We start from the raw sequence: 13,234 nt of genomic DNA on the forward strand, positions 1-13,234 counted from the left end.
CGCCGGGGTCGCCGTCGGCAACCCCGGCGCGGCGCTCAGAGGATCATCCCCGCCCCCACGGTGTCGTTGGTGCTCTCGTCGATGAGGACGAAGGCGCCGGTGGCGCGGTTGCTGGCGTAGGGGTCGGGGTGGATGGGCTGGGCGAGCCGAAGGCGCAGCCGGGCGATGTCGTTCATCCCCAGCTCGGTGGCCGGTTGGTGCGTCAGCGCGTTGAGGTCGATGCGGTGCTCGATGGCCGCGACCCGGGCGCGGACCTCGCGGGTGGTGTGGCGCAGCAGGTAGTGACGCGAGGCCGACAGCGGACGCTCGGCGAGCCAGCAGAGATGGGCCTCGAGCTCGCGCCGGGGCGCCGGCGCCCGATCGGGGCGCACCAGCAGGTCGCCGCGCGAGATGTCGAGTGCATCCTCCAGCAACAGGGTGACGGACTGCTCGGGCCCGGCCTCGGGCTGACCGACCCCGCCGATCTGGATGTCGCGCACCCGGCTGGTCCGCCCCGAGGGCAGCGCCATCACCGCATCGCCGACGGCGATGGCGCCGGACTCCACCCGCCCCATGTAGCCGCGATAGTCGTGCAGCGCCGGATCGGCAGAGTCGCGCGGGCGACAGACGTACTGCACCGGGAAGCGGAAGACGTCCGGACGCGTGCCCTGGGCGCTGGGCGCGCGCTCGAGCAGCTCGACCAGGGTCGGCCCCCGATACCAGTCGAGGTGCGCGCCACGCTCGACGACGTTGTCGCCGTGGAGCGCCGAGATCGGCACGAAGCAGGCCCCCTCGATGCCGAGCCAGGCGGCGAAGTCGAGGAAGTCGCGCCGGATGCGCGCGAACACCTCGGCGTCGTGATCGACCAGATCCATCTTGTTGACCGCGACCACCAGATTGGGGATGCCGAGCAGGTGGGCGAGATAGGCGTGGCGCCGGGTCTGGGTCTGCACGCCGCGGCGCGCGTCGATGAGGATGATGGCCAGATCGGCGTTGGAGGCCGCGGTGACCATGTTGCGCGTGTACTGCTCGTGGCCGGGGGCGTCGGCGATGATGTACTTGCGCGTGCCGGTGGTGAAGTAGCGGTAGGCGACATCGATGGTGATGCCCTGCTCGCGCTCGGCGGCGAGCCCGTCGGTGAGCAGCGACAGGTCAACCCCGTCGAGTCCGCGTCGGCGCGAGGTGGCAGCGAGCGTCTCCAGGGTGTCGGCGAGGATCGCGCGGGTGTCGTGCAGCAGCCGACCGATGAGCGTGCTCTTGCCGTCGTCGACGCTGCCGCAGGTGAGAAAGCGCAGCAGGCCGTGGTCGTCGATCTCGGGGAATGCGTGTGGCGATGACATGGGGTGTCCTCTCAGAAATAACCGGCCTTCTTGCGTTCCTCCATCGAGGACTCGCTGGTGTGGTCGTCGAACCGGGTGGCGCCGCGCTCGCTCTGGGTGGCGGCGGCGGTCTCGGCGATGATCGCCTCCAGGGTGTCGGCCTCGGAGACCACCGGCGCGGTGCAGGTGATGTCGCCGACGGTGCGAAAGCGCACCCGCAGCGTCTCGATGCGCTCGTCCTCGCGCGCCGGGGTCAGCGGGGTGACCGGACGCAACCGCGACCCCACGCGCACCACCGGGCGATAGTGGGCGAAATAGATCGACGGCAGCGCCAGACGTTCGCGACGGATGTACTGCCAGACGTCGAGTTCGGTCCAGTCGCTGATCGGGAAGGCGCGGATGTTCTCGCCGGGGTGGGTGCGCGCGTTGTAGAGGCTCCACAGCTCGGGGCGCTGCTGCTTCGGGTCCCACTGACCGAAGGCATCGCGCAGGCTCATGATCCGCTCCTTGGCGCGCGCCTTCTCCTCGTCACGACGCGCCCCGCCGATGCAGGCATCGAAGCCGAACGCCTCGATCGTCTCGAGCAGCGTCACCGATTGGTGACGGTTGCGCGACTCGCCGGGGTCGCGGAGCACCACCGAGCCGCGCGCGATCGAGTCCTCCACCGAGCGCACGATCAACCGCGCGCCCAGCTCGGCGGCGCGCTCGTCGCGGAAGGCGAGCACCTCGGGATAGTTGTGCCCGGTGTCGATGTGCAGCAGCGGGAACGGCAACGGCCCGGGGCGGAAGGCCTTCTCGGCCAGGCGCAGCAGGCAGATGGAATCCTTGCCGCCGGAGAACAGCAGCACCGGGTTGGCGCACTGTCCGACCACCTCGCGCAGGATGTGGATGGCGTCGGCCTCCAACCAGTCGAGATGGCTGAGCGTGCGGGTACGTGAAGGTGTCAGGGTGGTCATCTCTGGCCTGTGTGTCGATACGATGGGGCCCGCCCCGGCCGACGGCCGGGACGTGCTCGGGATGGCGTCGATCAAGGCGACGGCGCGTCGTGCTCGGCGCGGCGGTGCAGCCCGCACTCGCGAGTCTCCGGCTGCTCCCACCACCAGCGTCCGGCGCGGATGTCCTCGCCGACGGTGATGGCGCGGGTGCAGGGGGCGCAGCCGATGCTCGGATAGCCCTGGTCGTGGAGCGGGTTGTAGGGCACCTGATGGGCGCGGATGAAGGCCCACACCTCGCCCTCGCTCCAGTCGATCAGCGGACTGAGCTTCTCCAGCCCGTGCTCGGCGTCCCAGGCGCGCGGCGCCAGACCGACGCGGGTGACCGACTGCGCCGCGCGCAGCCCGGTGATCCAGGCCGCCTGTCCGGCCAGCGCCCGTCCCAGGGGTTCGAGCTTGCGCACTCGGCAGCACGCCCGGCGCGCGGCGATCGAGTCGTAGAAACCGTCGATACCGTACTCGCGGACATAGTCGTCGACCGCCTCGGGGCGCGGCGCATAACGCGTGATGCGGATGTCGTAGTGACGCTCGACCCGCTCGATCAGCGCCAGGGTCTCGGTCGGCAGTCGCCCGGTGTCGAGGGTGAACAGGCCGATGGGCAGACGCTCGCGGCAGATGACCTCGGTCAGCACCATGTCCTCGACGCTCAGGCTGGTGGCGAAGACCACCGGCGAGTACGCGCGGCACGAGGCGCGCAGGCGCTCGACCAGCTCGCGCTCGCGGGCGGCCAACTGTTGCGGCGTCGGGGCGCGACGATCAGCCATGGGCCACCTCCCGCGGCGCCGCGGCGGCGCGCAGCTCCAGCGCCGCGCGGAAGGGCGCGGTGCCGACCCGGCGCACGGTGCCGGCGAAGGGCTCGCCGGGCAGGCGCCAGTGGTGATGGACGCCGAGCAGGGTGTCGATCACCTCGGGCACCTCGGCGGCCGCGAACGAGGCGCCCAGCGGCTCGCCGAGCCGCGCCCCGCGTCCGCCATGCCCGCCGATCAACACCTGATAGCGCGCCCCACCCTGCTTGCGCAGCCCGCGGATGCCGATGTCGGCGAGGTTGTGGTGGACGCAGGCATTGGGGCAGCCCGAGATCCGCAGCGTCAGCGGGCCGATGTCGCGCAGCGCCGCGCGATCCTGGAAGCGGTCGCGAATCGCCGCGGCGATCGACTGCGGATCGCCGTGCGCCAGATCGCACTCTCGAATCCCCGGGCAGGCGACGAGATCGGTCAACAGCCCGACATTGGCCTCGGCCAACCCCTGGGCGCGCGCCTCGGCCCAGAGCTCGAACAGCCGCGCGCGCCGCACCCGGGGCAGCACCAGCTGCTGCGCGCCGGTCAGCCGCGCCTCGTCGTCGCTCGCCGTCTCGACCACCCCGGCGAGCCATTCGAGCTGCGCCGCCGACAACCAGCCGGGCAGCACGTCGCGCCCCTTGGTCGAGAGGGTGACGATGGCGCGCTCGGGATCGCGCTGGGCGCGCACATTGGTCGCCACCCAGTCGCGATAGTCGGCCGGGCCGGTGGTCGCGACGGGCTGCGCCGGCGCCTCGGCGGGGACGGGCGCAACGGCGAAGCGGCGCGCCGCCGCGGCGACCTGCTCCCGGTCGAGGGTCCCCGGGCCGTCGCGCAACCCCGCCCACTCGCGCGCCACCCGGTCGGCGAAGGCCGCCATGCCGATGCGTCGCACCAGGGTGCGCAGCCGCGCGCCGCCACCGTCGCGGGCATGGACCCGCAGCACCGCCTCGCTATAGGTGAGCAGGTGCGGCCAGTGGAGGAACCCGGTGAGTTCTTCGGCAAGTCGCGCATCGCGCCCCAGCCCGCCGCCGACCAGCACGCGAAAGCCCAGCTCGCCGCGCGCGTCGCGCACCAGATCGAGCCCGAGGTCGTGCGCGGCCAGCGCCACCCGGTCCTCACGCGCGCCATTGATCGCGATCTTGAACTTGCCGGGCAGACGCGAGGCGAGCGGCAGGGTCTCGCGCCAGCGATCGAGCAGCGCGCGCCACGGGCGCGGGTCCTCCAGCTCGTCGCAGGCGACGCCGGCCAGCGGGTCGAGGGTGATGCCGCGCACGCAGCCGCCCGAGGTCATGAAGCTCGACAGCCCGACCTCGGCCAGCTCGGCGAGGATCCCCGGCACCTCGGCGATCGCCGGGCCGCTGAACTGGAGGTTCTGCCGGGTGGTGAGACGGACGCCGCCCAGCCCGCGGCGGTGGGCGATGCGCGCCAGGGCGCGCAACTGCGCGGCGTCGAGCCGACCGTCGCGCACCGCCACGCGCAGCATGGTGGTCTCGCGCAGACGATAGAGCCCGTGCATCAGCCGCAGCGGGCGGAAGGCCTCCTCGCTGAGACGGCCATCGAGATAGTCACGGGTGAGGTCACGGAAGTGCTCGACCCGTCGTCGCGGGTCGAGTGGGGCAGCGGGGGGCTGTTCGGTCATCGGGATACTCGCTGGGGATATCGATAGCGGCGATGCTAGCGAGCGCCCATAAGACAAAAAAGGAATTTATCGTTATCTTGATATTCCTTTGAGTTATTTGAAGCCCCGATGAACCTGCAACAACTGCGTTACGTGCACGAGGTCGCCCGCCAGGGGTTGAGCATCTCGGCCGCCGCCGAGGCGCTCTTCACCTCCCAGCCCGGCGTCTCCAAACAGATCCGCCAGCTCGAACAGGAGTTGGGCATCGAGATCTTCCGCCGCCAGGGCAAGCGGCTGGTGGCGGTCACCGAGCCGGGCCGGCACGTGCTGGCGATCGCCGCGCGGCTGCTCGGCGAACTCGACAACCTGCGTCAGGTCGGCGCCGAGTACAGCAGCGAGAGCGCCGGCAGCCTCACCATCGCCACCACCCACACCCAGGCACGCTATGTGCTGCCGCCGGTCATCCACGCCTTCATGGCGCGCTACCCCGATGTCCGTCTGTCGCTGCGCCAGGTCAGCCCCACCCGGGGCTGCGAGCTGGTGGTCGCCGGCGAGGCCGACCTGGTGATCGCCACCGAGGCCGTCGCCGAGACCCCGGAGCTGGTGAGCCTGCCCTGCTACGAGTGGAACCGCTGCGTCATCGCCCCGCTCGGCCACCCCATCCTCGACACCTCGCCGCTGTCGCTGGAGGCGATCGCGCGCTGGCCGCTGGTGACCTACGACAGCGCCTTCACCGGGCGCGGGCTGATCAACCGCGCCTTCCGCGCCCGCGCGCTGGAGCCGCGCATCGTCCTCACCGCGCTCGACGCCGACGTCATCAAGACTTATGTGCGCACCGGGCTCGGCATCGGGCTGATCGCGCGCATGGCGCACGACCCCGAAACCGACCAGGGTCTCGGCGTGGCCGACGCCAGCCACCTGTTCGACACCAGCCTCACCCGCATCGGTCTCCGTCACAAGGCCTGGCTGCGCGGTTACGTCCATGCCTTCATCGAGTGCTTCGCCCCGCACCTCACCCGACGGGTGATCGAGCGCGCGCTGAGCGAGACGGGGAGCACATTCAGCATCTGAACGCGCGACGGGCGATGGGAGGAGCGCGCCGCCCCGCCCCGGGGGCAAGGGCGAGACGACGCACGCGGGAGGACTCAGGCGACGCGGTTGCGCGACGTACCGGCGAGGAAGGCGGAGATGTTGGCGGCGATCTCGTCGACCATGCGCTGGCGCGCCTCGCGACTGGCCCAGGCGATGTGCGGGGTGACGATCAGGTTGGGGATCGAGGGGTCGAGCAGTGGATTGCCCGCGCGCGGCGGCTCGGCGCTCAGCACATCGACCCCGGCGCCGCCGATGGTGCCGGCGCGCAGCGCATCGGCCAGCGCCTGCTCTTCGACGATCCCGCCCCGGGCGGTGTTGATCAGCAACGCGTCGCGACGCATCAACCCCAGCTCGCGCGCGCCGATCAGCCCGCGCGTCGCATCGGTGAGCGGACAGTGCAGACTGAGCACATCGACCCGTGGCAGCAAGGCCTCCAGCATCAGCCGCCCGACACGCAACGCCCCGCCCGGACGCTGCGCGACCAGCACCTTCATGCCGAAGGCCTCGGCCACCCGCGCCACCCCGCCGCCGAGATCACCGAGCCCGACGATCCCCAGGGTGCGCCCGGCGAGTTCGCGGATCGGGTAGTCCATCACGCAGAAGCTGTCGTGACGCTGCCAGGCCCCGGCGTCGATCGCGCGCTGATACTCGGGCAGCCGGGTGGTGAGCGCGAGGATCAGCGAGAAGACGTGCTGCACCACCGAGGGCGTCGCGTAACCGGCGACATTGGCCACCGCGATGCCCAGCTCGCGCGCCGCCTCCAGATCGACATTGTTGGTGCCGGTGGCGGCCACGCACACCAGCCGCAACGACCGCGCCCCGCTCAACGCCTGCCGGTCGAGCACCACCTTGTTGGTCACCACCACCTCGGCATCGGCGATCCGCGCCGCCACCTCGGCGGGCTCGGTATAGGCATGACGCCGCCACCCCTCGCACACCCCCGCCAGCGCGGAGAGATCGAGATCGTCCCGATCGATCGTCGCAAGATCGAGCAGAACACCATTCTTCAGGGACATTGCAACACTCTTGGGAGAAAGGACTTGGTGGGATCATACCGAGGGGGTGGGAGGGGCGTCATCCGGGTCGGCGCAGGAGGGTGCTCGGGATGGTCATCAACCACGACGCGACTCAAACGGCACCTGTTCGTGGTACACATCGAGCGATCGCCCGTCGGGCCACCCAAGAGGAGAGACGCACCCATGAGCATTCCTGATCGCATCAAGAGCCGTCTGCGCAAGGACCGCCCGATGACCAGCATCACCTTGCGCATCCCCGTCGACGTGGTCGAGTCGCTCAAGGAGATCGCGCCACTGCGCGGATTCTCCGGCTATCAGGCGCTGCTCAAGCTCTACGTCAGCGAGGGGCTACGGCGCGACGAGGCACGCTACGCCACGGACCAGACCGCGCGATTGATCGCGGCCCTGAAGAAGCGCGGCGTGTCGGAGAGGGTGCTGGCCGAGGCGGCGATGGAGGCCGAGCGCGCGGCGCATTGAGGATCTCTCGCACTACGCTCTACAAGCATGTAGGGGTCATTAAGCCTCGCGAAAAAACTGGTCAAAAGTAAGCGAAGACGTTATTGGCTAATTAGCAGTCATTGGCCTTGCGGAGTTGACCGACTGCAACCAGCCTGAAGCTGCCTGCTGCGAATTACAGCTGCTTTGCAGCGATTGCTTCCGGTTGGCGGTGATGCACGACGGCAGTATTGGGACCATCACCAGCCATTCGATCGACTCATTCGCGGTCTTTCATTTAGCGGCAAGCAGCTTTTGTCAAATTCATCGTGTCGTCTTACGAAGTTTGGTTCGCGATCTACGCCGAACTGGCGCACGAGGTCTACTGTCGACCGGCGTGCGCTTGTCTAAATCTAGCGTCATTTCCCTTGCTTGTGGCATGTTGAACTCCAACATGCGCTCGAAGAGTTCCGATCCGGCTGCGCGCTCAGCGGCGCCCATGTCTTGCAGTTGCAGCGCTATGTCCAGCAACCATTCGGTGCTCAAGTACCAGGATGTCGCGATGTTGCCCATCTGATCGCCAGCCGCATCGAGTAGTGCATGGACCACTGTGCAGACACGTGCCGGTTCGGACGCTACCAGCTTGACTAGGATTTCAGGCAAGCGCTCAGCTCGGCCGTTCCTCAACACGCTGGGATAGACCACCAAGACATCCAGCAACTCTCTGGTCTCGGCATCCGCAGCGAACCCATCGTTCATGAAGATCGCAGACAACGCGGTCAGCACTCGCTCGACGTTGCTACGAAGGAGCAGAAGCATAATGGGATGAACCACCGGCCTAGTCATCGGCTCATGCCACAAATTGGCCACAGCGTGCGCCACGCCCAGCGCTGTATCTGAAGCAGCATCACCACTGAGCGCCTCAACCATTTCACGAGACCAGTCTTCCGCGGGGAATAGGGCATGTCGCAAACAAGCCAGTTCCCCCGCCGCTTGCTGCCCCTTACCTGCCGTTTCAACAAGACCCATCATCCATCGCCGTACCGCTGCAACTGAAGCCCAGCGAAACGCATACGCGACAAAGCGAGCAAAACCCCGCCCCGCAAGGATGGATGGCGCAGTCGAAATCACCTGATCGACAAGGGCCTCTACCCTCGAACAATCCGCCATCCTCAGATACGTAAGCTCGCGCTGAATCAGTGCCTCCCAAACTCGAGACGACTCTGCGCGCGCGGCATGTCGCTCAAGAATGAAGAGCCAGCGATCAAGTCGGGGAGGCTCCACAGATAGACAGGCAGACGTTAGCGCCGTAAGCGTCGGGTAGTTCCCGTTCGGAAGCACGACAATCGACCCATGCCCCCAAAGGACTGGTGAAGACGTCTCCTTTGCATCCGCCTCAATCTCCGCAGCGTCCTCAGTCGCGCAGGGAATCAGCCAGCGCTCCATCCGATCTATGAGTTCGTCCGGGACAGGCGTCTCCTTGCTGGCCGCATTCGCGATTGCATAGGCGGCATCACGCCGAAAGCCAGAGCCGACAAAACCCTTGTCTTCTAATTCTGAAACCAAGGAATAGAATGCAGGTTCGGTAAGACCAGCCGGAATGAGTTCGCGAAGGGTACAAGAGACTGGAATCTCGTTGCTTCCGGGATCAAGTGAACGAACGATGCGGAGAACTTTGGCTAGGTCGCGCTTAGCCAACTCGGCCAACTCACGGCCTGCCTGTATGGCCCCGCCTTTCATTCGGTGCCGCGGATGATCCCAAGCTGTGTCATCGGTAAGCTCGCTGAAGAGATTTAGGACGTCCGCATCGGTAGCTCGACCCATCTGCTGAGCACTCAACGGACTCCCGATCCACTGGGCACCAGAGAAATGCACATCCTTATCAGTCAGGCCCGGAAAGGCGCGCTCCTCTTCATTTACAAACCGTTGGAGCGCAGCGCTTCTCCGCCCCTCAGGCAACGCCCTAAGCAATCGCAGTCGGTGCTGACGAGCCCATTGCTGTCGTTGCTGCCTAGTGCCTGCATCATCTTGCTGCGCTGCCTCGTTGTAGTAGCGCCAATCGCGAAGGATGGTCTCTAGCTCCGCGTAGCTCGGATCATCGAGCAGCGAACTGACTTCTGCAATCATTGCAATGCTTTCCTTGTGTACATCGGTGCAAGGCCCGAGAACAAGGCGCCGAGAGTCGCCGCGCAAGTAGTCGAATACGCGCTGTGATGCGTGTGCGGCTGCTCGCACAAGGCCTAGCGCCAAGAAGCGGTGCACGAGGAGCAGTTCGGATTGGGCGTTTGCGGTAACGAAATCCAGAAAACCATCTGGGTCAGAATCTGCCCAGCCTTGAATTCCGAGCTGAAATGAGCGAAGCAGGGGGCGCTCGTATCGAGCCTCTTCATCATCCAATTCTTGAAACATCAGCCCCCTATTTTGCCGATAGCCGATCACGACGCTGGGGGCCTCTGAGTCAAAGTGCTGAAGCCCCTCAAGAAGCAGTGGCCACATGGCTATGACAAAAGCTCTCGGAGCAGCTTCGGCAATTGTCTCCATGTCATGAAACTGGCGAGCCTCGAATGCCGTCTGAATGTTCTTAGCCATGACGGCGTAAGCTGTTTCATCGTCCTTGGGTGCGTTGGCTAGAGGCGCAGTAGCGGCGTCCATTTGGCGCCTGAGCCAAGCCGCAATCAACCTGGGCGCCTCCTCCGGCTGAGCTGCACTAATCACACCAGCTACATGCCCGATAGCCCACTCAGCAATCGGACTGCGACCGGCGATCAGCACAAGACTGTCCAACCAAAGGCCGGCCTGCGGCGCGACGTCGCCGCCTCCCAGGACCTGCCAGCTTAGGACGTCTCTATCTGCATCGTTCAACCAATGCCGCCGAACAAGATCGACAACAGCCTCTGAGCTAAAGTGTAAAGCCTGTCGAAGCATTGGCAACAGTGCCTGAGCTTGGTCCCCCGGCAAGGCCATCAATCTAGGAAGATGCGCTGGCAACAATGCGGCAAACCATCCGGGGCTTCCAACCGCGGCCCCAATGAAGCGGGGTACGAACCACTGATCAGTCATGGCCTGTTCTACGAGCTGACGTTCGGCAGACGTTGGCGTAGTCTGCAAGCCCAAGAACTCGATCAACAACATCTTCAGATGCGGGCGCAGGTCCGCCGCCCACAGCCGCCCGATTTCGACGCCGTACTCCTCGGGACTCGCGCCGCGAAAGTACCCCAGCGCATGCCACATCTGAGGACGAATGCGTAGACTGCCTTGCTGTGTTCGCACCGTTTCCGTAAGACTTCCGCTTTCCTCCAGGAAGGTACGCGCGCGCACGAATTCATACAGCGTTTGGTGTCGAAACTCCACTCGACCTGGCCCCTGGTCCAATCGGAGCAGTCCCGCGGCCGCTAGAGCCTGAATGTCTGTGTAGTGATCTTCCACTTTAACAAGAGGTAGCCCCAACACCTCATGGTCAGCCATCAACTTCGCCAAATGGCGCAGAGTTGTGCGGCGCCGACCAGTTGTGTCACTCAGCACCTGGGTTTCCCATTGCTTCTCCAGCAACCCCTGAAAGCTCCTCAGGACTTCGGGCTCAGTAGCTCCGCCGAGAAGAGATAGAAAGATTTCTAGGGCGTGTGGCGACCGCAACACCTGCTGAATATCCTGATTCCACACGTCGGCCTGAAGGCCCCGTGCCACCAGGACCGGCTTGACAGTCGACCACTCTGGTAGCTCCAATCGGATGACAGTCGCATCAAGATTCCGAAGTGCGGGATCATGCTTTTGCTCAAAGGTGCGGCACGAGATGACGGTGTGCACACCCTCTGCTTCGGAGAGGTCTTGAACTAAATCGAGCAGTACACGCAATCGCGCCGACTGCTGGACAACCAGGTCTGCCAATGCATCTACCTGATCAATAAGCACTAGCACAGGTGCAGTTCTCGCAAGGGCGCGCAGAATGGTGGCAGTGTCAGCCTCCAGATTCAGATGCTTTGCAAGTGCCTGCTGGTCTAACACGTCCGGCGGGAGTCGGTCAGCCTTGATGGCAAGTACGTACCAGCCTGCCGCTTGCCTCTCCTGAGCCAGCCGTACCAATAGAGAAGACTTCCCGCATCCTGGATCACCGAGCAAAAAATGCGTGCTCGAAGAATCGGACGCAAGGCTCTCAATTAGTGAGCTCAGCTCCTGGCGATGAAGCCACGTCCCATCCGACAATGTGCTAGGCCAGCTTAACAATGGAGCCGAAGCACTTCGCAACGCCGTTCGAAGGTCTGTTGAGATCGCCCAGGGCGCTGGGGTTCGCTTATCACTAGTTGGAGGGGGGGATTCCGGGCCAATCGCCATGCCCTTCAGAAACTCGACCAAAGCCTTGTGGATAAGCGCTTGGCGCGACTTGGGCTTAGCAATCTCGATATGGTCCCCTTCAATAGCGGTAGGGATAACTCCTGCAATCTCCGGGTCACTGCTATTTCTATCAACGATCAATTGCCGTTTGCCAATCGCAAGGCCACATATTCGGCGTCCAATGAAAACACCTTTGGATTCAAAGAAGACTCGCACCCCAAAGTTGCGTTGCTCTTGCAGGGATCGAAACTGCCCATTCAACAACTTCAGCCAGGCGTCACCATTGACCATGTTGGAGACCTGAGCATTCGTCCTCAGCAGCAGACGCAGATTGTGCGCAACGGTAGCAAGGCTTGACCCTTGGTGCGGTGTGCCAACGAAAACAACGCCAGCAATTCGCTGCAGCAGCGTCAGCCGAAGCGGGTCGCCGAGCACCTGCGCTTGTGTCATGCCGGACTTGATGACCAAGCCACCAAGGCTATGGCCCACCAAGACAACCCTGTGACCTTGCAAGTCCCGCTCGACCTGCAAGGCAGCAAACAGCGCTTCTCCTAGATCGACAAGATGCATGGCGGCATCTGTCCAGCCAGAGAGCGCAGCACCGTATCCTGCAACCCAGACATTGCATCCAACCTCTTCGCCGATCCAACTAGGCCAGAGAGTCGTGTCGTCCTTCGGGTTATACATCCACGTAGACCGCGCATCTCCACCGAGGCCGTGTACGAAAACGAGGTGAAGGGCATCCGGCACTGAAACCTTATGTATCCGCGTCAAGACGGTCATTCGAAGCCTCTCGAGAATATTTTTATTAGCAGCATTGTGCTTGGCTATAAAGTGCAGAGACCAACTTAAGTCATTGATTTTTAGACAATCAGATTAAGAAGGAAGCTGCAGCCAACCATCAGCTCCCAAAGGAGAGTCTCTGCGGCAGAAGTCGACGGAAATCTCCAGTTCGCGGGCATTACGTGAACTACAACAGGCACTGTGCAGTAGACAGCAGGAAGACAGTTGAGTCGACCAGGCTTCTGCAGAAGCCTCAACTCAATGGCGGCCCTGCGCAGCAGCGGTCATTGGTATTTCTGATTTGAACGACTGCAACCAGCCTGAAGCTGCCTTGTCAACTCCCCCTTTTTAGGTCCATCCATAAATAGACACTGCAGCATGTCCGCGGCTACCGTTGAAGCGCTCGATGAAGCCGTTCTGGGTCGGTTTCCCGGGGCTGATGAAGTCGAGGGCGATGCCACGTTCGGTGGCCCAACGTTGGAAGGCGGTGCTGGTGAACTCTGGTCCGTTGTCGAGACGCAGCCGCTCGGGGCGCCCCCGGACGCTGATGACCTGTTCGAGTACGCGGGTAACGCGCGCCGAAGTCAGCGAGACGTCGACCTCGATACGCAGCGCCTCACGGTTGTAGTCGTCGATGAGGTTGAAGGTGCGATCGCTCACTCCGCTGCTCAGCGCATCGCTCATGAAGTCGGCCGACCATTGCAGGTTGGGACGGATCGGTTGCACCAGCGGTTGCGGCGGGCGGAGCGCCCGGAGTCGCTTGCACCGACGCCGCAGATTGAGCTTGAGCGCGCAATACACCCGCCAGACCCGCTTGTGGTTCCAGGGATGTCCGGCGCGGCGCAGCCGCACATAGAGTTTGCGGAACCCGGCGGATGGATAGCGCTCGGCC

General features: G+C 64.6%; 8 protein-coding genes and 1 pseudogene. 2 read left to right on the top strand and 7 right to left on the bottom strand.

The window, feature by feature from the left end; genetic code table 11:
* Positions 1-35: 35 nt before the first annotated feature.
* The 4 genes from EBL85_RS15350 to EBL85_RS15365 form a co-directional block, all read right to left on the bottom strand.
* A complete protein-coding gene (locus tag EBL85_RS15350; RefSeq protein WP_123143362.1) occupies positions 36-1,319 on the bottom strand; it encodes a sulfate adenylyltransferase subunit 1 in 1,284 nt (427 codons plus the stop codon).
* A gap of 11 nt (positions 1,320-1,330) precedes the next feature.
* Positions 1,331-2,254: a sulfate adenylyltransferase subunit CysD gene (gene cysD / locus EBL85_RS15355; RefSeq protein WP_123143363.1), complete on the bottom strand. Its 924-nt coding sequence runs from the start codon at positions 2,252-2,254 to the stop codon at positions 1,331-1,333.
* A 71-nt stretch (positions 2,255-2,325) separates the two neighbouring features.
* Positions 2,326-3,054, bottom strand: a complete 729-nt coding sequence (locus EBL85_RS15360) for a phosphoadenylyl-sulfate reductase (RefSeq protein ID WP_123143364.1) — start codon at positions 3,052-3,054, stop codon at positions 2,326-2,328.
* On the bottom strand, positions 3,047-4,708 hold the full coding sequence (locus EBL85_RS15365) for a nitrite/sulfite reductase (RefSeq protein ID WP_123143365.1): 1,662 nt from the start codon (positions 4,706-4,708) through the stop codon (positions 3,047-3,049). Before EBL85_RS15365 ends, EBL85_RS15360 begins: the two co-directional genes overlap by 8 nt.
* A 108-nt stretch (positions 4,709-4,816) precedes the next feature.
* Here EBL85_RS15365 and EBL85_RS15370 point away from each other — a divergent pair, with 108 nt between their 5' ends.
* The gene (locus EBL85_RS15370; protein WP_123143366.1) at positions 4,817-5,758 is read left to right on the top strand and encodes a CysB family HTH-type transcriptional regulator; all 942 of its coding nucleotides are present in this window, start codon (positions 4,817-4,819) and stop codon (positions 5,756-5,758) included.
* A gap of 74 nt (positions 5,759-5,832) precedes the next feature.
* Here EBL85_RS15370 and EBL85_RS15375 read toward each other — a convergent pair whose 3' ends face one another.
* Positions 5,833-6,795: a 2-hydroxyacid dehydrogenase gene (locus EBL85_RS15375; RefSeq protein ID WP_123143367.1), complete on the bottom strand. Its 963-nt coding sequence runs from the start codon at positions 6,793-6,795 to the stop codon at positions 5,833-5,835.
* Positions 6,796-6,978: 183 nt separating this feature from the next.
* On the opposite strand from EBL85_RS15375, the gene EBL85_RS15380 reads away from it, so the two are divergent.
* Positions 6,979-7,272 (top strand): hypothetical protein, encoded by a 294-nt coding sequence (locus tag EBL85_RS15380; RefSeq protein ID WP_123141708.1) that lies wholly within the window; start codon positions 6,979-6,981, stop codon positions 7,270-7,272.
* Between the two features lie 282 nt (positions 7,273-7,554).
* Here the strand turns inward: EBL85_RS15380 and EBL85_RS15385 are convergent, their stop codons facing one another.
* Positions 7,555-12,342, bottom strand: coding sequence for an alpha/beta fold hydrolase (locus EBL85_RS15385; RefSeq protein WP_123143368.1), 4,788 nt, complete (start codon positions 12,340-12,342; stop codon positions 7,555-7,557).
* A gap of 387 nt (positions 12,343-12,729) precedes the next feature.
* Positions 12,730-13,234 (bottom strand): annotated as a pseudogene (locus tag EBL85_RS15390) (DDE-type integrase/transposase/recombinase); the annotation flags it as partial.

It is taken from the genome of Marichromatium sp. AB32 (assembly GCF_003718675.1).
GTDB lineage: Bacteria > Pseudomonadota > Gammaproteobacteria > Chromatiales > Chromatiaceae > Marichromatium > Marichromatium gracile.